Origin of the sequence: Streptomyces sp. NRRL F-5126 (assembly GCF_000721265.1) — a bacterium.
Taxonomy (GTDB): Bacteria; Actinomycetota; Actinomycetes; order Streptomycetales; family Streptomycetaceae; genus Streptomyces.
Genome location: NZ_JOFZ01000010.1, coordinates 314,429 through 334,288, shown reverse-complemented (window position 1 = coordinate 334,288; position 19,860 = coordinate 314,429). Strand labels below are relative to the sequence as shown.

Below are 19,860 nucleotides of genomic sequence, written 5' to 3'. Positions count from 1 at the left end.
TGGTACGCGCCCGCCGTCGAGCCGCGCGCCGGGTAGTGCGATCCGGCGCGCGGCCGAGAGGCTGTTGTCATGCCCGGTGTGGGGATCAGCGGTAGACGAGGTAACGGCGCCGCACCGCGCGGAACGCGTCGAGTTCCTTCTGCCACGCGGCCACCACCTGGTCCGTGGACGCGCCCGCGTCGATCATCGTGCCGACCAGGTCGGACCCGGTGAGGGTCGCGATGTCGTTGTCCGCCCGCCAGGCGAAGTCCTTGTACACCCGCTTGGCGGTGATCAGCAGGGCGATCCCGGTGCGCACCGAGTCGAACGCGTCCCTGTCGTGGACGTGCAGTTGCAGGCCGCCCACGGTCTTGCCGGTGAACTTGGAGAACGTCGGCGCGAAGTACGCCTCGCGGAAGTACACGCCGGGCAGCTTCTCGGCGGACGCCGCCTTCGCCCACGCGCTGTCGAGTCCCTCGGCGCCGAGCAGCTCGAAGGGGCGCGTGGTGCCGCGCCCCTCGGACAGGTTGGTCGCCTCGAACATGCAGGTGCCCGGGTAGACCAGCGCCGTGTCCGCCGTGGGCATGTTGGGGCTCGGCAGCACCCAGGGCAGCCCGGTCTCGTCGAAGTACATCGACCGCCGCCAGCCCGTCATGGTGACCGTGGACAGCTCGGCGGGGCGGGCGAGGAACTCGCCGTTGTAGAGGGCGGCCAGCTCCGCGACCGTCATGCCGTGCTGCTGCGAGATGGGCTTGCGGCCCACGAAGGAGGCGAACTCCTCGTGCAGCACCGGGCCGGTGGCCTGCCGTCCGGTGACGGGGTTCGGCCGGTCGAGCACCACGAACCGCTTGCCGGCGAGCGCTGCCGCCTCCATGCAGTCGTAGAGCGTCCAGATGTACGTGTAGAAGCGCGCGCCGGCGTCCTGGATGTCGAAGACGACCGTGTCCACGCCCGACTTGGTGAAGACGTCGGCCAGTGGTTGACCGCTGACCTGGTACGTGTCGTAGACGGGCAGTCCGGTCGCCGGGTCCTTCGAGGTGCCCTCCCCGCCGCCCGCCTGCGAGGTGCCGCGGAAGCCGTGCTCAGGACCGAAGACGGCGACGAGGTCGACGCGGTCGTCCGCGTGCATCACGTCGACGATGTGCCGCACGTCCGGGGTCACGCCTGTCGGGTTGGTGACGATCCCGGTCTTCTGGCCCGACAGCAGCCGGTAGCCGTCCGCGCTCAGCCGGTCGAAACCGGTGCGCACGCGCCCCCCGGCCCCCGCGCGGCCCCTGCCGTGCGCGGCCGCGGTGGGCGCCGTCGCCGCCACCGCCCCGGCCGCCCCCAGCGCGCTCCCCGCCGCGAGCAGACCTCGTCGGGTCAGATGCATTGCCGCCACCTCCGTACGTCGTCAGCGATCAGTCGTGTCGTGCCCACGCACCGTAGTCCCCGGTGGTGGCGGACGGAACGAGGCGTTCGGTGCCGATCGGCGGGAGCCCTTCCCCGACCACATACCGACTGGTTAGTCTGCCGTGTGCCGGCAGTGCAGCCGGGGAGCAGCCGACCGCAGCGACCAGCAGCCGAAGGGCAGGTGCCGATGGATTCCGTCGAGGGCGCGAGGGTCGTGGTGACCGGGGGAGGCGGCGGCATCGGGGCCGCGCTCGCCAGGGGATTCGCCGCGAGGGGCGCGCGGGTCGCGGTCAACGACCTCGACGCGGGCAAGGCGGCCGCCGTCGCCGCCGAGATCGGCGGCGTCGCGGTGCCGGGCGACGCCGCGGCGACCGTGGCGGACGCGCGCGACGCGCTCGGCGGGCGCGTCGACGTCTACTGCGCGAACGCGGGCGTCGGCACCGGCGGCGACCCCATGACCGACGACGAGGCCTGGCAGCAGGCCTGGGATGTCAACGTCATGGCGCACGTGCGCGCCTGCCGCGCGCTGCTGCCCGCCTGGCTGGAGCGCGGCGAGGGACGGTTCGTCGCGACGGTCTCCGCCGCAGGGCTGCTGACGATGCTCGGCGCGGCGCCCTACAGCGTCACCAAGCACGGCGCCCTCGCCTTCGCCGAGTGGCTCTCGCTCACCTACCGCCACCGCGGGCTGCGCGTCCACGCCATCTGCCCGCAGGGCGTGCGCACCGACATGCTGGCCGCCTCGGGCGAGGCGGGCCGGCTGATGCTCGCCCCCGACGCCATCGAGCCCGAGGCCGTCGCGGAGGCGCTGTTCACCGCCATGGCCGAGGACCGCTTCCTCGTCCTGCCGCACCCGGAGGCCGGCAGGTTCGCGCAGGCGCGCGCGGCCGACCCCGACCGGTGGCTCGACACGATGAACCACTACCAGCAGAAGCTGGAGACACGGGAAGGAACCGCCCGGTGACCACCTCCCCTTACGCGGCCAAACCCTGGCTCGCCCTGCTGAGCGAGGCGCAGCGCGCCCCGATCTCCCCCGCGCCCTCCCTGGTGCACGCCTTCCGGCACTCCGCCGCCGGCGCGCCCGGGCGCACGGCCGTCGCGTACTTCGACGGGCGGCTCACCTACCGGGAGGCCGACGAGTTCAGTGACTCCGTGGCCGGGTACCTCGCCGCGAATGGCGTCGAGCGCGGCGACCGCGTCGCGATCATGCTGCAGAACAGCCCGCACTTCGTCATCGCGCTGCTCGGCGCGTGGAAGGCCGGCGCGATCGTCGTACCGCTCAACCCCATGTACAAGTCCGCCGAGGTCGGCCACGTGCTCGCGGACGCCGAGGTGGCCGCGCTCGTCTGCTCCGACCGCGCCTGGGAGGCCTACCTGCGTGCCGCGGCGGCCGACTCACCCGTCCGCCTCGCGCTCACCGCCTGCGAGCTCGACCTGCAGACGCGCGACGACGCGCGCGTGCTGAACTTCGCCCGCCTGCCCGTGCCGGACGACGCCGACGACCTGCTCGCCGTGGCCCGGCAGGGCCTCGCGGCGCCGGAAGGGCGCGAACCCGCGGCCGGCGACACCGCGCTGATCAGCTACACCTCCGGCACCAGCGGACGCCCGAAGGGCGCCATGAACTCCCACGGCAACATCATGTTCAACGCGGAGCGCCAGGCCACCGGGCAGGGGCTCGCCGAGGGCTCGTGCTACTTCGCGCTCGCCCCGCTGTTCCACATCACCGGCATGGTCTGCGAGCTCGCCGCCTGCTTCACCAACGCGGGCACGCTCGCGCTCGCCTACCGCTTCGAGTCCGGCGCGGTGCTCGACGCGTTCCTCGAACACCGGCCCGTGTACACGGTCGGGCCATCGACCGCGTTCATGGCGCTCGCCGCGCACCCCGACGCAACGCGCGACCACTTCTCCTCCTTCGAGCAGATCAGCTCCGGCGGAGCCCCGCTGCCGCCCGCGCTCGTGGAGAAGTTCCGCGCCGGCTTCGGCCCCTACGTGCACAACGGCTACGGGCTCACCGAGTGCACCGCCCCCTGCGCGTCCGTGCCGCCCGGCGTCGAGGCACCCGTCGACCCGGCGTCGGGCACGCTCGCCGTCGGCGTGCCGGGACCGGACACCGTCGTGCGGATCCTCGACGACGCGGGCGAGGAGGTGCCCCTCGGCGAGCAGGGGGAGATCGCCGTGCGCGGCCCGCAGGTCGTCTCCGGCTACTGGCGCATGCCCGAGGCCACCGAGGAGGCCTTCCCCGGCGGCGAGCTGCACACCGGCGACATCGGGTTCATGGACCCGGACGGCTGGCTGTACGTCGTCGACCGCAAGAAGGACATGATCAACGCTTCCGGCTTCAAGGTGTGGCCGCGCGAGGTCGAGGACGTCCTGTACACGCACCCGTCCGTGCGGGAGGCGGCCGTCGTCGGTGTGCCCGACCCGTACCGCGGTGAGACCGTCAAGGCGTACGTGAGCCTGCGGCCCGGCGAGAGCACCGACGGCGACGCCATCGCCGGGTACTGCAAGGAGCGGCTCGCCGCGTACAAGTACCCGCGGGTGGTCGAGATCCTGCCGGAGCTGCCGAAGACCACCAGTGGGAAGATCCTCAGGCGGGAGCTGCGTTCACGCGGCAGGGGATAGGCGCGAGGCACGCGCCGCAGGAGCGGAAAGGGCGGTGGCGGACATGGCCAAGGCGACGGAGGGCGACGGGGCCGCACCCGTCCCCCAGCGGCTGCTGGCCGCCGCCACCCGGCTCTTCGCCGAGCAGGGCTACGACCGCACGTCGGTGCAGGAGATCGTCGAGGCCGCCGGGGTCACCAAGGGCGCCCTCTACCACTACTTCGGCTCCAAGGAGGACCTCCTCCAGGAGGTCTACGCGCGGGTACTGCGCCTCCAGCAGGAGCGCCTCGACGCCTACGCCGACGCGGACGAGCCCGTGGAGAAGCGGCTGCGCGACGCGGCGGCCGACGTCGTGGTGACGACCATAGAGAACCTCGACGACGCGTCGATCTTCTTCCGCTCCATGCACCACCTCAGCCCGGAGAAGAACAAGCAGGTGCGCGTGGAGCGCCGGCGCTACCACGAGCGCTTCCGCGCCCTGGTCGAGGAGGGCCAGCGCACCGGCGTCTTCTCCACGGCGACGCCGTCCGACCTCGTCGTGGACTACCACTTCGGCTCGGTGCACCACCTCTCCACGTGGTACCGCCCCGAGGGCCCGCTCACCCCGCGCGAGGTCGCGGACCACCTGGCCGACCTGCTGCTGCGGGCGCTGCGTCCCTGAGCCCGGCGCGCCGCCTGCACGCCGGCCCGGCCCGGGCACGCTGCGTTCGGGCGCCGCGCCGGGGTCGAGCGCCGGGGTCGAGCGCCGGGCCGCGTTCGGGCGCCGCGCCGGGGTCGGGCGCCGGGTCGCGTACGGCTGCCGGGTCGGGGTCCGGCGCCGCGCCGCGTACGGGCGGCCCGGGCCGGGCGTCCTTCGATCGGGGCCGCTTCCGTGCCCCGGCCGCACCCCGCTGCCCGCGGTCCCCTTCCCGACCGCATGCGCCGCGTCGACCGTGACGGGTCGGCCGCGAGGGCGGCCGTGAGGGGCCGGGGGCGCCGCGCTGCCCGGCGCGTCAGGCGTACTTGCGCAGCTCGCGGCGTGCCAGGGAGCGCTGGTGCACCTCGTCGGGGCCGTCCGCCAGGCGCAGCGTGCGGGCGTGCGCCCACAGCTCCGCCAGCGGGAAGTCCTGGCTGACACCGCCCGCCCCGTGCAGCTGGACCGCCTTGTCCAGGATGTCCACGACCGCGCGCGGCGTCGCGATCTTGATCGCCTGGATCTCGGTGTGCGCGCCCCTGTTGCCGACCGTGTCCATCAGCCAGGCCGTCTTCAGCACCAGCAGCCGCAGCTGCTCCACGGTGACGCGCGCGTCCGCGATCCAGTTGCGCACCACGCCCTGCGCCGCGATCGGCCTGCCGAACGCCGTGCGCGACGTCGCCCGCACGCACATCAGCTCGATCGCGCGCTCCGCCATGCCGATCAGCCGCATGCAGTGGTGGATGCGGCCCGGCCCGAGCCGTGCCTGGGCGATCGCGAAGCCGCCGCCCTCCTCGCCGACCAGGTTCGACGCCGGCACCCGCACGTCGTGGAAGACGACCTCGGCATGGCCGCCGTGGTGGCCGTCGTCGTAGCCGTACACCCGCATGCCGCGGCGCACCTCGACGCCCGGCGTGTCCCGCGGGACCAGCACCATCGACTGCTGGCGCCGCACGTCGGCGCCGTCCGGGTCGGTCTTGCCCATCACGATGAGGATCCTGCAGTCCTCGTTCATCGCGCCCGAGATGAACCACTTGCGCCCGCTGACGACGTAGTCGGCGCCGTCGCGCGCGATGCGCGTCTCGATGTTCGTCGCGTCGGAGGACGCCACCTCCGGCTCCGTCATCGCGAACGCCGAGCGGATCTCGCCCGCGAGCAGCGGCTCAAGCCACCGCTTGCGCTGGTCGTCGTCCCCGAACTCGGCCAGCAGCTCCATGTTGCCGGTGTCGGGCGCCGCGCAGTTCAGCGCCGCCGGCGCGAGCTGTGGCGAGCGGCCGGTGATCTCGGCGAGCGGCGCGTACTGCAGGTTCGTCAGGCCCGCGCCGTACCTCTCGTCCGGCAGGAACAGGTTCCACAGCCCCCGCGTGCGCGCCTTCGCCTTGAGGTCGTGGATGATCCGCGGGGTACGCCAGGGGTCCGTGAGCGCCTCGCTCTGCTCGCGCAGCACCGGCTCCGCCGGGTACACGTGCTCGTCCATGAAGGCGAGCAGCCTCTCGCGCAGCTCCTGCGTGCGGGCGTCGTATGCGAAGTCCATGGCGGTTCTTCAGCCTTCCTTGAGGGTCGTCAGGCCGTGCTGGATGAACAGGGGCACCAGGTCGCCGATCCGGTCGAAGCCCCGGCCGACGGTGGAGCCGAGCGTGTACCGGTAGTGGATGCCCTCCAGGATCACGGCGAGCTTGAACCACGCGAACGCCGTGTACCAGGCGATCGCCGAGGTGTCGCGCCCCGAGCGCAGCGCGTACCGTTCGACGAGCTCCGCCGGCGACGGATGTCCTGGCGCGCCGGCGGCGGTGGAGACGGGCGAGTCGGGCAGGTCGAGGCGGACGCTGTACATGACGAGCAGCCCGAGGTCGGTGAGCGGGTCGCCGAGCGTCGACATCTCCCAGTCGAGGACGGCGGTGATCCGGTCGTCCGTGTCCAGCAGGACGTTGTCGAGGCGGTAGTCGCCGTGCACCACGGCCGGCGCGGGGGAGGCGGGCAGCGCACGCCCGAGCGCGGCGTGCAGCTCGTCGATGCCGGGCAGGTCGCGGCTGCGTGACGCGTCGAGCTGCTTGCCGAAGCGGCGCAGCTGCCGGTCGAGGAACCCCTCGGGCCTGCCGAAGTCGCCGAGCCCGACGGCCTCGGCGTCCACCGCGTGCAGGTCGACGAGGGTGTCCACGAGGCCGAGCACCGCCGCCCTGGTGCGGGCGGGCCCGAGCGGCGCGAGCTGCTCAGCCGTGCGGTACGGGGTGCCCGCCACGTACTCCATGACGTAGAAGGGGGCGCCCGTCACCGCCTCGTCCTCGCACAGCAGCAGCGTCCCGGGCACCGGTACGGGCGTCGGGTGCAGCGCGGTGATCACGCGGTACTCGCGCCGCATGTCGTGCGCGGTGGCGAGTACGTGGCCGAGCGGCGGCCTGCGCACGACCCACTGCCCGTGCCCGTCAGGGGCGGTGGTGTCGCGTACGACGTACGTGAGGTTGGAGCGGCCGCCCTCGATCACGCGCGCTTCGAGCGGCCCGCGCACCAGGCCGGGCAGCTCGCGGTCCAGCCGGGCCCGCAGCCCGTCGAGGTCGAGTCCTGGCGGGGCGACTGGGCTCATCGGCACTCCATCTCGTGGTCGCGGTCCTCGTCCGGCGGCGCGGCGGCTCCCCTCATGATGCCGACCGGTCGGTATGTCGTCCAGTCCCGGGCGGTGTGATCGGCCGCTCACCGGGACGCCCCAGGCTACGGCGGCTCGCCCCGCGTGGCGGGGAGCGATCAGGCGTGGCAGGCCACGTGGCGCCCGCCGTTCATGGCGACCATGTCTGTGAACACCGCGGCCACGTCGAGCTCGCAACCCTCGGGCTCGCCGTCCAGTTCCGCGTACGCCCGGTGGATGTTGGCCACCAGCCGCTCGCTCTCCCGCAGTTCGGCGAAGTCGCCGAGGTCCGCGCCCTGCGCCGTCTCCAGTGGGGTGAGCCCCTTGGCGTGGCCCGCGCGCGCCAGCTCGTCGACGTACCGCAGGTAGCGCTCCGTCGCGTCGTACGCGGACGGGTCGGTGACGGGGCCGTGCCCGGGCACCACCACCTCGGCGTCCAGCGACCGCAGGACGTCGAGGGCGCGCAGCGAGCCCGCCAGGGAGCCGTTCGCGAGGAAGGGCGTGCCGCCCTGGAAAACGATGTCACCCGTGAACACGACGCCCTGCGCGGGCATGTGTATCACCGAGTCGCCCCTGGTGTGCGCCACGCCCGGGTGCAGGATGCGCACCTCGACCTCGCCCACGTGCACCGTCATGCGGTCCCTGTAGGTCACCGCGGGAGCGACCACGGGCACCTCGCCGAACTCCGTCTCCGGCCATACCAGGTGGAGCTGGTGCCCGGCGGCGAGCTGTTCGTCGCGGCACACCTCGTGCGCGACCACACTGGCCCCCGGCGCGAACACGCCGTTGCCGTACGTGTGGTCGCCGTGGTGGTGGGTGTTGACCAGCGTGCCGGGCAGCGGCAGCCCGTGCGCGGCGACGGCCTCCCGCAGCAGCAGGGCGCGCCGCTCGGTCGCGGCCGTGTCGACGAGCAGGGTCTGCCCGCCGTCGCTGACCACACCCGCGTTGTTCAGGCACCAGCCGCCGTCCGGCTGGACGTAGGCGTGCGCCTGCGGCGTGAGGCGGACGAAGTAGGGGTCCGTTGCGGGCATCGGCGGTCCTTCGGTGCGGTGGTGTCAGGATCGGGTCGCGGTCTCGCGGCGTCGTCGCCTGGCGTTTGCGTGACCGTGCTGGTGCACGCTCGCTCCCGCAGGCAGCTTGCCAGGTGCGGCGTCCGACAGCCAGGGCGGGGTTCGAACGGCAGTACGCGGACGCCGCACGGCACCTGCCGGGCCGTCAGAACAGCAGCGCCACCCCGAGCGCGGCGAGGCACACTGCGCAGGCGACCGCGGTCGCGGCGCCCCGCTCGCGCATCCGCTCGGGGCGCGCCGTATCGAGCGCGAGCGTCCTGCGGTGCGCGACGGCGAGGAACGCGAGCCACACCAGGGCGCAGAGCGCGACGGCGGCGAGACTCACGGGCGTCACACCGCGGTGCAGCGCCTGGCGGACCGCGAGGACGGCCGCCACCGTGCACGACAGCGTCGTGCGGCGCCAGGCGAGCCGCGTCCGCTCCGGCTGGAGCCCGGGGTCGCGGCGCGCCGGGCGCTCGTACGGGGAGGCACCGGAAGCGGGCACGGGTCCTCAGCCGCCCCTGCCGAGCAGCACCACGACGAGCATGCACAGCGCGAGCAGCCCCACGACGAGGGCCAGCACCGTCGGGAAACGCGACGCCGGCAGGTCCTCGCCGCGGCGCATCGCGCGCTCGCAGCGAACCCAGTGGTTGACCGCGCGCAGCGACGCGAGCGCGCCCACGGCGAGCAGCGCGACCGCCAGCGCCGTCCGCACCCATCCGGTCAGGTGCGGCAGGAACTGGTCGACGGCGAACCCGCCGCCGACGAGCGCGAGCGCGGTGCGGATCCAGGCGAGGAAGGTCCGCTCGTTGGCGAGCGAGAACCGGTAGTCGGGCGTCGTGCCCTCGTCGCCGACGCGCCGCGGCGCGAACCACAGGTACAGCGTCCGCCTCAATCCCGTCATCTCCGGCACGACGGGCACCCTACGCGCGGCCCTGCGTGAACCGCAGGTACCGCTCGTACGTGGCCCTGCCGTCCGGGACGAACTCCCACGGCACCGCGGGGCCCGCGCCGCCGGGCGGCACCTCGCCCCGCAGCCGCGCGTCCAGCTCGTCCGCGGGCAGGAACGCGTGCCAGCCGACCTCCTCGGCCTGCGGGTGCACGGGCAGCTCGCAGCGCAGCTCGTACACCGCGGTCCACCACGCGCCGCGGCCGCCGGGCAGCTCGAAGAGGTAGCGGAACAGCGGCTCGGGCCGCGGCAGTCCGGCCACCCCGAGCTCCTCCCCGGCCTCGCGCAGCGCGCAGTCGTCGTAGCTCTCACCCGCGCCCACCACGCCGCCGACGAACACGTCGTACAAGGACGGGAAGGCGAGCTTCGTGGCGGTCCTGCGGTGGACGAACACCCGGCCGCCGGCGTCCCGCACCAGGATCGCGGTCGCGCGGTGGCGCAGGCCCTTCGCGTACACCTCGCCGCGCGGCGCGCGGCCGATGACGTGGTCGTCCTCGTCGACGACGGTGAGGATCTCGTCTTCCGGAGCGTCTCCCAGGGCCATGCCGTCCATCCAACCAAACGGCCGGTGCCACCCGGGCATCGGGCGGCACCGGTGGGGGAAGCGCGCCCCCGCCCGCGGTTGACTTGTTACCGGCGCGTACCGAAGATCGAGGCGGCCGGCAACCAACACCGAGGGCGGCAACCATGGCGTACGACGCGGACGTGATCGTGATCGGAGCGGGGCTCGCGGGTCTCGTCGCGACGGCGGAACTCGTCGACGCCGGCCGCCGGGTGATCCTCCTCGACCAGGAGCCCGAGCAGTCGATCGGCGGGCAGGCCCACTGGTCGTTCGGCGGCATCTTCCTCGTCGGCTCGGCCGAGCAGCGGCGCATGGGGATCAAGGACGGCCGCGAACTCGCGATGCAGGACTGGCTCGGCACGGCCGGGTTCGACCGTGCCGAGGACCACTGGCCGCGCCGCTGGGCCGAGGCGTACGTCGACTTCGCGTCGGGCGAGAAACGCGCCTGGCTGCACCGGCGCGGCGTGCGGTTCTTCCCGCTGGTCGGCTGGGCCGAGCGCGGCGGGTACGACGCGACGGGCCACGGCAACTCGGTGCCGCGCTTCCACATCACGTGGGGCACGGGGCCCGGCATCGTCGCCCCGTTCGAGCGGCGCGTGCGCGACGGCGTGGCGAAGGGCCTCGTCACCCTCCGCTTCCGGCACCGCGTCACGGACCTCGCGAAGACCGACGGCACGCTCGACACGGTCAGCGGCGAGGTCCTCGAACCCAGCGACGCCCCACGCGGGACGCCCAGCGGCCGGACCTCCACCGGCGCGTTCACGCTCAGGGCCCAGGCCGTGATCGTCACGACCGGCGGCATCGGCGGCAACCACGACCTCGTGCGCGAGCAGTGGCCCGAGCGGCTCGGCACGCCGCCGCGGCACATGCTGACCGGGGTGCCCGCACACGTCGACGGCCTGATGCTCGGCATCGCCGAGCGCGCCGGCGCGCACCACATCAACCGCGACCGCATGTGGCACTACACCGAGGGCATCGAGAACTACGACCCCATCTGGCCGGGCCACGGCATCCGCATCCTGCCGGGGCCCTCGTCCCTGTGGTTCGACGCACGCGGCAAGCGGCTGCCCGTCCCCCTCTTCCCCGGCTTCGACACGCTCGGCACGCTCGAACACATCCTGCGCTCGGGCCACGACCACACCTGGTTCGTCCTCGACCGGCGCATCATCGGCAAGGAGTTCGCGCTCTCCGGCTCGGAGCAGAACCCCGACCTCACGGGAAAGTCCGTACGCGGCGTGCTCGGCCGCGCGCGTGCCGACGTGCCGGGACCCGTCCAGGCGTTCATGGACAAGGGCGCGGACTTCGTCGTGGCCCGCGACCTCGCCACGCTGGTGAGGGGCATGAACGGCCTCACCGGCGAACCCCTGATCGACGAGCGCGAGTTGCGCCGCGAGATCGTCGCGAGAGACCGCGGGATCGCGAACCCGTACACGAAGGACCTCCAGGTCACGGCGGTGCGCGGCGCGCGCAGGTTCTGGGGGGACCGGCTGATCCGCACGGCGCCGCCGCACCGCATCCTCGACCCGTCGGCCGGCCCGCTCGTCGCGGTGCGGCTGCACATCCTGACCCGCAAGTCCCTCGGCGGCCTGGAGACGGACCTCTCCTCCCGCGTCCTGACCGCGACCGGGGACCCGCTGCCGGGCCTGTACGCCGCGGGCGAGGCGGCAGGCTTCGGAGGGGGCGGCGTGCACGGCTACCGCTCCCTCGAAGGCACGTTCCTCGGCGGGTGCCTCTTCTCCGGCCGCGCGGCCGGGCGCGCCGCCGCGGCGGCCACTGCCTGAGCAGGCGGGCGGGCGCTTCGGCCCGGGTGGGCGGGCCGGTCTGTGACGGAAGTCTGACGGCGCGTCCCGCACGGCCGCACCCGCCGCGCCCCGGGTGTTCAATCGAGATGTGAGCGAGCGCGAGGACGGACGCGGTAACGAACGCGGCGACGAACAGAACGACGGCGGACGGTGGGACGGCAGGGGGCCGGCCATCGGCAGGCGGGTGCTGCTCGGCACGCTCGCCGTGGGCGCCGGCGGGCTCGCCGCGGCCCCCTACCTCCAGGGCGGTCTTGAGAAGTTCCTCGGCGCGGCCTCACAGGTCGACCCCACCGGTATCGTCAACACCCTCCCCAACGGGGGCGGTTTCCGCTTCTACAACGTCGCGGCCTCCGTGCCCACGAAGACCGCGGCCACCTACCGGCTGAAGATCGACGGGCTCGTCGAGCGCCCCCGCACGTACACGCTCGCCGATCTTGAGGCCCTTCCGCAGACGCGCACCGACCTGGACGTCCAGTGCGTCACCGGCTGGCGCGTGCCGAAGGTGCCGTTCCAGGGCGTGCGGGTCTCCGACCTGCTGGACGCGGCCGGGGTCAAGACACAGGGGCGCGCCCTGCGGTTCACGTGCTTCGACGGCACCTACAGCGAGAGCCTCACGCTCACCCAGGCCCGCAGGAACGACGTGCTCGTGGCGCTGAGGATGCAGGGCAAGCGCATCACCAAGGACCACGGAGGGCCGGTCAGGCTCTACGTGGCCCCCATGTATTTCTACAAGTCGGCGAAGTGGCTCTCCGGCATATCGGTCACCGACAAGGTGGAGCCCGGTTACTGGGAGGAGTACGGCTATGACGTCGACGGCTGGGTCGGCAGGTCCAACGGAAGGGACGACGCGCCGACCGTCTGAGCCGGGTGCCGCAGCGCGCCCCGAGGGCCCGGCGGACATACGCCGCTTCACCCTCGCCGAACGGCTCGTGCACCGCACCACGAGCTGGCTGATGCTGCTGTGCGTGGCGACAGCCGCGTTCCTCTACGTGCCGCAGCTCGCCGAACTCGTCGGCCGCCGCTACCTCGTCGTCACGGTCCACGAGTGGTCCGGCGTGCTGCTGCCCGTGCCGTTCCTCGCCGGGCTCGTCTCGCACGCCTTCCGCCGCGACCTGGGCCGCATCAACCGCTTCGCGCCGTACGACCGCGAGTGGCTGCGCGCGGTGCGCAGGCGCTGGACCTGGGCCGGGTCGCGCCCGGCCGGCAAGTTCAACGCGGGGCAGAAGATCTACGCGTCGTGGCTCGCCGGCGCGACCGTCCTGATGCTCTTCACCGGCCTGCTGATGTGGTTCACCGGCCTGCTGCCGGTCGTCTCCCGCACCAGCGCCACGTTCATCCACGACTGGCTCGCGCTCGCGGTCGGCATCGTGCTGGCGGGGCACATCGGCATGGCCTTCAAGGATCCCGGCGCCCGCCGCGGCATGCGGACCGGCTCGGTCGAGCGCGGCTGGGCCCGCCGCGAGCACTCCGAGTGGGAGGACGAGACGGCCGCCGAGTCGCGCCGCGACGCGCAAATGCGCCCGCACTGAGCGGCAGCGCAGCCCGCGCACCGCGTCACGCGCGACGCGGGGGCCGCAGCCCACAGCACCCTGTCGGGCCGGCGGTCGGCCGCGCACAGCGAGGAGGGGGAGGCGGCCCGCACGGGCCGCCTCCCCCTCCTCACGTTGAGTCCGCTGCTAGACGATGAGCGACAGCAGCATCACGCATCCGAGTCCGACCACGGACAGGATGCCCTCCATGACCGACCAGGTCTTGACCGTCTGCCCGACGTTCATCCCGAAGTAGCCCTTGACCAGCCAGAACCCGGCATCGTTGACGTGGCTGAAGAACAGCGAGCCCGCGCCGACCGCCAGTACCATCAGGGAGACGTGCGTGGTGGACATGCCCTGCGCCAGCGGGGCCACCAGGCCGGCCGCCGAGATCGTCGCGACCGTGGCGGAGCCCGTGGCGAGGCGGATCACCACGGCGATCAGCCAGGCCAGCAGCAGCGACGGGATGGACCAGTCCTTGGTGACGTCCAGGATCATGTTGCCGACGCCCGCGTCGACCAGCACCTGCTTGAAGCCGCCGCCCGCGGCGACGATCAGCATGACGCCGGCGATCGGGGCCAGCGACTCCTCCAGGATCACGGAGAGCTTCGTGCGGCCGAGTCCGGCGGCGCGGCCCAGCGTGAACAGGCCGACGATCACCGCGATGAGCAGGGCGATCAGCGGGTTGCCGATGACGTCCGCGACGCGCTGACCGGTGTTGGCCGGGTCGTCGATGACGATGTCCACCAGCGCCTTGGCCAGCATGAGGACGACCGGCAGCAGCATGGTGCACACGGTGGCGGCGAAGTTGGGGCGCTTGTCCAGGGAGTCCGACGGGCGCTCGGGGATGAGGCCCTCGGGCGGGGTGGTGTCGACCCAGCGCGCCGCGTACTTCGAGAACAGCGGGCCGCCGATGATCACGGTCGGAATGGCGACGACCAGGCCGAGTGCGAGCGTCACCCCCAGGTTGGCGTGGATGACGCTGATCGCGGCCAGCGGTCCCGGGTGCGGCGGGATCAGGCCGTGCATGGCCGAGAGGCCCGCGAGTGCCGGGATGCCGATGCGGATCACGGAGAAGTTGCCGCGCTTCGCGACGAGCAGCACGACGGGGATCAGCAGCACGAGGCCGATCTCGAAGAACAGCGGCAGGGCGACGATCGCGGCGATCAGCACCATCGCCCACGGCATGGAGCGCCGGCTCGCCTTGTTGAGGATCGTGTCCACGATCTGGTCGGCGCCGCCCGAGTCGGCGAGCAGCTTGCCGAGCATCGAGCCCAGGGCGATCAGCACGCCGACGCTCGCCACCGTGGCGCCGAGGCCGGTCGAGAAACTCGTGATCACCTTGTCCAGCGGCGCCGAGGCCGTGGCGCCGAGCGCCAGCGAGCCGAGGGTCAGCGCGAGGAACGCGTGCAGTTTGAAGACGGTGATGAGGACGACGAGGACGGCGATGCCGACCAGGACGGCTATGCCCAGTTGCGCGTCGCCCGCGGAGGAGATCAGCGGAGGGTCGGCGGCAGCCAGCATCTCGACATTGAGACCGGTCACGGGAACATCCTTCTTCTGCTCAGGCCGCGCGCAGCGCGGCTACGGCCCTTTCGGCGATTTCGTGGGGGGTTCCTGACACGTCGACGGCCACACCGCGCTCGTCCTCGGTCAGCGGCTGGAGCGTGGCGAACTGCGAGTCGAGCAGCGTCTCCGGCATGAAGTGGCCCTTGCGCTGCGACATGCGCTCCCCGATGAGCTCGCGGTCGCCCGTGAGGTGCAGGAAGACCACGCCGGGCGCCGCGGCCCGCAACCGGTCCCGGTAGGCGCGCTTGAGGGCGGAGCAGCTGACCACGCCCCCGTAACCGGCCCGTTCGTGCGCCCAGCGCCCTATGGCGTCGAGCCAGGGCCAGCGGTCCTCGTCGTCGAGGGGGTGCCCCGCGGTCATCTTGGCGATGTTCCGCGGGGGATGGAAGGCGTCGCCCTCGGCGTACGGGACGCCCAGCGCCTCGGCCACCAGCGGCCCGACCGTGGTCTTGCCGGTGCCCGCTACGCCCATCACCACCACTACGTGGGGGCCGTGCATGCCTGCCTCGCTGTCTACGTCGGCTTTGTCGTGTCGCGTCACTGAACCTCATCAGGTATGACGTAATCAAGAGTGTGTGACTTAAACGTAGTACTTATTTTTTGCGTGAAGGACGCCGTACGCGCCGTAAGCTGTCGGCATGGGTGATGAAGGCCGAGGTCAGCACAGTCGCGTCCTGGACGCTCTCGGTCTCGCCATCACGGCCGGTGAGTATCCGCAGTGCAGCGTGGTGCGCACGGACGAGGTGGCACAGCGCTTCGACGTGTCACGCACCGTGGTGCGCGAGGTCGTACGCGTCCTGGAGTCCATGCACCTGGTCGAGTCGAAGCGCCGGGTCGGTGTCACCGTGCTTCCCTCGGACCACTGGAACGTCTACGACCCGCGCGTGATCCGCTGGCGCCTCGCCGGCGCCGACCGGCCGCGCCAGCTGCGGTCCCTGACCGTGCTGCGCTCCGCCGTCGAACCGGTGGCCGCCGGGCTCGCCGCGCGCAACGCCACCCCCGAGCAGTGCGCCGACCTCACCGAGCGCGCCCTCGGCATGGTCGCCACCTCGCGCGGCCGCCGCCTTGAGGAGTACCTCGTGCACGATGTCGCCTTCCACCGCATCGTGCTGAACGCGTCAGGCAACGAGATGTTCGCGAGGCTGGGCGACGTGGTGGCCGAGATCCTCGCGGGCCGCACCCACCACCAGGTGATGTTCGAGGACCCGGCACCCGCGGCCGTCACCCTGCACGTGCAGGTCGCCGAGGCCGTGCGAGAGGGCAGGGCGGCCGACGCGCAGGAGCTGACCCGGCAGATCGCGGTCGGCGCGTTGGAGGAACTCGACGTGCTGGCACCGTGAGCCGGGCCGCGACGGGACATACTCACCCTTGGACGTGATCGTGCCGCGTGGACGCGGTACGTGTCGCGCCGAGCAGCAGCGTCCGAGGAGAGGCAGGTCCTGGCAATGGCACAGCAGGTGCGGGGAGTCGTGGCACCGGGCAAGAACGAGCCCGTGCGGATCGAGACCGTCGTCGTACCCGACCCTGGCCCCGGCGAGGCGGTGGTGAAGGTCCAGGCGTGCGGCGTGTGCCACACGGACCTGCACTACAAGCAGGGCGGCATCAACGACGAATTCCCGTTCCTGCTCGGTCACGAGGCCGCCGGCGTCGTCGAGTCGGTGGGGGACGGCGTCACGGAGGTGGCGCCCGGCGACTTCGTCGTCCTCAACTGGCGCGCGGTGTGCGGCCAGTGCCGCGCGTGCCTGCGGGGCAAGCCGTGGTACTGCTTCGACACGCACAACGCCCGGCAGAAGATGACACTGCTCGACGGCACGGAGCTGACGCCCGCGCTGGGCATCGGCGCGTTCGCCGAGAAGACACTCGTCGCGGCCGGGCAGTGCACCAAGGTCGACCCCGAGGTGTCGCCCGAGGTCGCCGGACTGCTCGGGTGCGGTGTGATGGCCGGCATCGGCGCCGCGCTCAACACCGGCAACGTGGGCCGCGGCGACTCGGTCGCGGTGATCGGGTGCGGCGGCGTCGGGGACGCGGCGGTGCTCGGCGCGCGCCTCGCGGGCGCGGCGAAGGTGATCGCGGTGGACATCGACAGCAAGAAGCTGGCGAAGGCCGCGGAGATCGGCGCGACCCACACCGTCGACTCCAGTGACCAGGACCCGGTGGAGGCGATCCGCTCCCTGACGGGCGGGTTCGGCGCCGACGTCGTCATCGAGGCGGTCGGCCGGCCCGAGACCTACGAACAGGCCTTCTACGCACGCGACCTGGCGGGCACGGTCGTCCTCGTGGGCGTGCCGACACCGGAGATGAGGATCGACCTGCCGCTGCTCGATGTGTTCGGGCGCGGCGGCGCGCTCAAGTCGTCCTGGTACGGCGACTGCCTGCCCTCGCGCGACTTCCCGATGCTGATCGACCTGCACCGCCAGGGCCGCATCGACCTCGGCGCGTTCGTCACGGAGACCATCGGACTCGACGACGTCGAGGCCGCGTTCGGCCGGATGCACGAGGGCGGCGTGCTGCGCTCGGTCGTGGTGCTGTGATGGCGGCCCGCGTCGACCACCTCGTCACGTCCGGCACCTTCTCCCTCGACGGCGGCACCTGGGACGTCGACAACAACGTGTGGATCGTCGGCGACGACACCGAGGCCGTCGTCATCGACGCCCCGCACGACGCCGCCGCGATCAAGGCGGCGCTCGGCACCAGGACGCTGAGAGCCGTCCTGTGCACGCACGCCCACGACGACCACGTCGGCGCGGCCCCGGCACTCGCCGCCGCCACCGGCGCCACGGTGCTGCTGCACCCGGACGACCTGCCGCTGTGGCAGCTGACCCACCCCGACGAGGCGCCCGACGGCGAACTCGCCGACGGGCAGACCATCACCGTCGCGGGCACCGACCTGCGGGTGCTGCACACGCCGGGCCACGCGCCCGGCGCTGTGTGCCTGTACGCGCCGGGCCTCTCGACGGTCTTCACCGGAGACACCCTCTTCAAGGGCGGGCCCGGCGCCACAGGACGCTCCTTCTCCGACTTCCCCGCCATCATCGACTCGATCAGGGACCGCCTGCTGACCCTGCCGCCCGACACGGTGGTCAGGACCGGCCACGGCGACTCGACGACGATCGGCGCGGAGGCGCCCCACCTGGCGGAGTGGATCGAACGGGGTCACTGACGCCTTTCAGGCCCCGGGCCACTCGGCGAGGCGCAGCCCGCTGGTGAAGCCGTGCCGCGCGCCCGTCAGCGGGTCGGTGAACTCCAGTGTCCTCGCGAGGAGCTGCAGCGGCCGCTGGTAGTCGTCCGGGGCCTCGTCTCGCACGGCCGGGTACAGCGGGTCGTGCAGCAGGGGCAGCCCCAGCGCGTTCATGTGGACCCGCAACTGGTGGGTGCGCCCCGTCGAAGGTGTGAGGCGGTAGCCGCCGAGGCCGCCGTGCGCGGCCAGTTCGACGCGCGTCTCGCTGTTGGGCGCGCCGGGCACCTCGCGCGCCGCGAGCACGCCCCGCTCCTTCTCGATCCGGCTGCGCACCGTGCGCGGCAGCGCCACCTCGGGGTCGTGGGCGGCGACCGCCTCGTACACCTTGCGCACCTGCCGCTGAGCGAACAGCCGCTGGTAGGCGCCGCGGTCCTCGGGGCGCACCACCAGCAGCACGAGGCCCGCGGTCAGCCGGTCCAGCCGGTGGGCGGGCCGCAGAGCGGGCAGGCCGAGATCGCGCCGCAGCCGCGCCACCAGCGTCTCGGCCACGTGCGAGCCGCGCGGCGTGGTGGCGAGGAAGTGCGGCTTGTCCACCACGACCAGCCGTTCGTCACGGTGGACGACATCGATCCCGAAGGGCACACGCGCCTCCGCCGGCAGGTCGCGGTGGAAGAACACGTACAGGCCGGGCTCGTACGGCCTGCCGGGGGTGAGCGCGCGGCCGTCGCACGTCACGAACCGCCCCTCGCGCGCCATGGCGCGGACCCGGGCAGCGCCGACGGCCGCGCCGAAGCGGTCCACCAGGTGGTCACCCACCGTCGCCCACCGGCCCTCCGGGTCCGCGGGCAGCCGTACCCGCACGGCGTCCACACCGTCACGCTGCGCCAGCGGCGAGGCCGGTGTTCTGTGTCTGCGCACCACACCGGGCAGCCTACGGCCGAGCCGTGAGCAGCGTCGCAGCGCCCGGGCGTCCCGGCGCCGGATCGCGGCGGCGACCTGCGGGGGACGGCCCTGATTTCTGTCTCGGTCCCATGTACACGCAAAATGGTCAGGTGATCAGTGTCCTCTTCGCCGTGCTGACCGCCATCAGCAACGGCTCCGCGTCGGTGCTGCAGCGCCGCGCCGCGTCCACCGTCCCCGACAGCGACGCCCTGCACCTGTCCCTCATCCGCCAGCTGGTCAGGAAGCGGGTATGGCTCGCCGGGATCTGCATGGTCATCGTCGCGGCCGTCTGCCAGGCGGTCGCGCTCGCGACCGGGCCGATCGCCGTGGTGCAGCCGATCTTCGTCATCGAACTGCCTTCGACACTGCTCATCGCCGGTTACGTCTTCCGCTGCCCGCTGCCCCGCACCGCCTGGTACGGCGTCGCCGCCGTCACCTGCGGCCTCACCCTCGGCATGGCGACCGCGGCGCCCGGCGGCGGCTCCGAGACCGTGCAGGGCCTCGTGTGGATCCCCGCGCTGATCGCCACCGTCGTCTTCGAGGGCGTGCTGATCGGCTTCGCGCAGCGGGTGCGCGGCAACGCGAGGGCCGCGCTCTTCGGCCTCGCCGCCGCGTGCGGCTACGCGCTGACCGCGGCGCTGATGAAGGACGCCATGGCCCGGCTCGAGGACGGGGACGGCATCGTGAAGCTCTTCGAGTCCTGGCAGCTCTACGGGACCGCCGTGGCCGGTGTCGGCGCGCTGTTCCTGCTCCAGAACGCGCTCCAGGCCGGGTCCCTCGTGGCCTCGCAGCCCATGCTCACCCTCGGCGACGCGCTCATCAGCATCACGTACGGCGTGATGCTGTTCGGCGAGCACATGCGCACCGGCTGGTGGCTCGCGCCCGAACTCTTCGCGGTGGCCCTCATCGCCGCGGGGTGCATGGAACTCGCCAGGTCGCCGCTGGCCAGCGGCTCGGCGCCGCCCAAGTCGCGGGTGATGTGACGCTCCGGCCTCCCGCACCTGAGACGCGGGAGGCC

At 72.8% G+C, this 19,860-nt stretch carries 20 protein-coding genes; 10 read left to right on the top strand and 10 right to left on the bottom strand.

Features of this window, described 5'->3' with window-relative positions; genetic code table 11:
* Positions 1-85 precede the first annotated feature (85 nt).
* Positions 86-1,351 (bottom strand): exo-beta-N-acetylmuramidase NamZ domain-containing protein, encoded by a 1,266-nt coding sequence (locus tag IH48_RS0122955; RefSeq protein WP_030907787.1) that lies wholly within the window; start codon positions 1,349-1,351, stop codon positions 86-88.
* 207 nt (positions 1,352-1,558) lie between these two features.
* Here IH48_RS0122955 and IH48_RS0122950 point away from each other — a divergent pair, with 207 nt between their 5' ends.
* From IH48_RS0122950 to IH48_RS0122940, 3 genes are read left to right on the top strand one after another with little or no spacing between them, the layout of a single operon-like run.
* Positions 1,559-2,332 carry an SDR family oxidoreductase gene (locus IH48_RS0122950; RefSeq protein WP_030907785.1) on the top strand — a complete coding sequence of 258 codons (774 nt, stop codon included), beginning with the start codon at positions 1,559-1,561 and terminating at the stop codon, positions 2,330-2,332.
* Entirely contained in the window at positions 2,329-3,990 is a 1,662-nt protein-coding gene (locus IH48_RS0122945; protein ID WP_030907783.1) for a class I adenylate-forming enzyme family protein, read from the top strand. Before IH48_RS0122950 ends, IH48_RS0122945 begins: the two co-directional genes overlap by 4 nt.
* A gap of 43 nt (positions 3,991-4,033) precedes the next feature.
* Positions 4,034-4,630 carry a TetR/AcrR family transcriptional regulator gene (locus IH48_RS0122940; protein WP_030907782.1) on the top strand — a complete coding sequence of 199 codons (597 nt, stop codon included), beginning with the start codon at positions 4,034-4,036 and terminating at the stop codon, positions 4,628-4,630.
* Between the two features lie 331 nt (positions 4,631-4,961).
* Here IH48_RS0122940 and IH48_RS0122935 read toward each other — a convergent pair whose 3' ends face one another.
* From IH48_RS0122935 to IH48_RS0122910, 6 genes are all read right to left on the bottom strand, one after another.
* Complete coding sequence (locus IH48_RS0122935; protein WP_030907779.1) at positions 4,962-6,176, bottom strand: acyl-CoA dehydrogenase family protein; 1,215 nt, start codon at positions 6,174-6,176, stop codon at positions 4,962-4,964.
* A gap of 9 nt (positions 6,177-6,185) precedes the next feature.
* A complete protein-coding gene (locus IH48_RS0122930) occupies positions 6,186-7,223 on the bottom strand; it encodes a phosphotransferase family protein (protein ID WP_030907777.1) in 1,038 nt (345 codons plus the stop codon).
* A 158-nt stretch (positions 7,224-7,381) separates the two neighbouring features.
* Entirely contained in the window at positions 7,382-8,293 is a 912-nt protein-coding gene (locus IH48_RS0122925) for an MBL fold metallo-hydrolase (protein WP_030907774.1), read from the bottom strand.
* A 184-nt stretch (positions 8,294-8,477) separates the two neighbouring features.
* Positions 8,478-8,816 (bottom strand): DUF202 domain-containing protein, encoded by a 339-nt coding sequence (locus IH48_RS0122920; RefSeq protein ID WP_030907771.1) that lies wholly within the window; start codon positions 8,814-8,816, stop codon positions 8,478-8,480.
* 6 nt (positions 8,817-8,822) lie between these two features.
* On the bottom strand, positions 8,823-9,215 hold the full coding sequence (locus tag IH48_RS0122915) for a YidH family protein (RefSeq protein WP_030907769.1): 393 nt from the start codon (positions 9,213-9,215) through the stop codon (positions 8,823-8,825).
* A 19-nt stretch (positions 9,216-9,234) separates the two neighbouring features.
* Positions 9,235-9,804 (bottom strand): NUDIX domain-containing protein, encoded by a 570-nt coding sequence (locus IH48_RS0122910; RefSeq protein ID WP_030907766.1) that lies wholly within the window; start codon positions 9,802-9,804, stop codon positions 9,235-9,237.
* Between the two features lie 143 nt (positions 9,805-9,947).
* Here IH48_RS0122910 and IH48_RS0122905 point away from each other — a divergent pair, with 143 nt between their 5' ends.
* The 3 genes from IH48_RS0122905 (at position 9,948) to IH48_RS33560 (ending at position 13,153) form a co-directional block, all read left to right on the top strand.
* The gene (locus IH48_RS0122905; protein ID WP_030907763.1) at positions 9,948-11,603 is read left to right on the top strand and encodes an FAD-binding dehydrogenase; all 1,656 of its coding nucleotides are present in this window, start codon (positions 9,948-9,950) and stop codon (positions 11,601-11,603) included.
* Positions 11,604-11,796: 193 nt separating this feature from the next.
* Positions 11,797-12,486, top strand: a complete 690-nt coding sequence (locus IH48_RS0122900) for a molybdopterin-dependent oxidoreductase (protein WP_051840414.1) — start codon at positions 11,797-11,799, stop codon at positions 12,484-12,486.
* Positions 12,428-13,153 (top strand): cytochrome b/b6 domain-containing protein, encoded by a 726-nt coding sequence (locus IH48_RS33560; protein ID WP_051840373.1) that lies wholly within the window; start codon positions 12,428-12,430, stop codon positions 13,151-13,153. Before IH48_RS0122900 ends, IH48_RS33560 begins: the two co-directional genes overlap by 59 nt.
* Positions 13,154-13,300: 147 nt before the next feature.
* Here IH48_RS33560 and IH48_RS0122890 read toward each other — a convergent pair whose 3' ends face one another.
* On the bottom strand, positions 13,301-14,698 hold the full coding sequence (locus IH48_RS0122890; protein WP_030907754.1) for a GntP family permease: 1,398 nt from the start codon (positions 14,696-14,698) through the stop codon (positions 13,301-13,303).
* A gap of 19 nt (positions 14,699-14,717) precedes the next feature.
* Positions 14,718-15,221: a gluconokinase gene (locus tag IH48_RS0122885; protein WP_030907751.1), complete on the bottom strand. Its 504-nt coding sequence runs from the start codon at positions 15,219-15,221 to the stop codon at positions 14,718-14,720.
* A gap of 139 nt (positions 15,222-15,360) precedes the next feature.
* Between IH48_RS0122885 and IH48_RS0122880 the strand changes: the two genes are divergently transcribed.
* The 3 genes from IH48_RS0122880 to IH48_RS0122870 all read left to right on the top strand — a co-directional run bounded on the left by IH48_RS0122880 (position 15,361) and on the right by IH48_RS0122870 (position 17,882).
* Entirely contained in the window at positions 15,361-16,062 is a 702-nt protein-coding gene (locus IH48_RS0122880) for a FadR/GntR family transcriptional regulator (RefSeq protein ID WP_030907748.1), read from the top strand.
* A 105-nt stretch (positions 16,063-16,167) separates the two neighbouring features.
* Complete coding sequence (locus tag IH48_RS0122875) at positions 16,168-17,253, top strand: S-(hydroxymethyl)mycothiol dehydrogenase (protein ID WP_030907737.1); 1,086 nt, start codon at positions 16,168-16,170, stop codon at positions 17,251-17,253.
* Positions 17,253-17,882 carry an MBL fold metallo-hydrolase gene (locus tag IH48_RS0122870; protein ID WP_030907735.1) on the top strand — a complete coding sequence of 210 codons (630 nt, stop codon included), beginning with the start codon at positions 17,253-17,255 and terminating at the stop codon, positions 17,880-17,882. Before IH48_RS0122875 ends, IH48_RS0122870 begins: the two co-directional genes overlap by 1 nt.
* 6 nt (positions 17,883-17,888) lie before the next feature.
* On the opposite strand, the gene IH48_RS0122865 is transcribed toward IH48_RS0122870, so the two are convergent.
* Positions 17,889-18,821, bottom strand: a complete 933-nt coding sequence (locus IH48_RS0122865) for a pseudouridine synthase (protein WP_030907732.1) — start codon at positions 18,819-18,821, stop codon at positions 17,889-17,891.
* Positions 18,822-18,952: 131 nt separating this feature from the next.
* Between IH48_RS0122865 and IH48_RS0122860 the strand changes: the two genes are divergently transcribed.
* Positions 18,953-19,825 carry a DMT family transporter gene (locus tag IH48_RS0122860; RefSeq protein ID WP_030907730.1) on the top strand — a complete coding sequence of 291 codons (873 nt, stop codon included), beginning with the start codon at positions 18,953-18,955 and terminating at the stop codon, positions 19,823-19,825.
* The last annotated feature ends 35 nt before the right edge of the window (positions 19,826-19,860 follow it).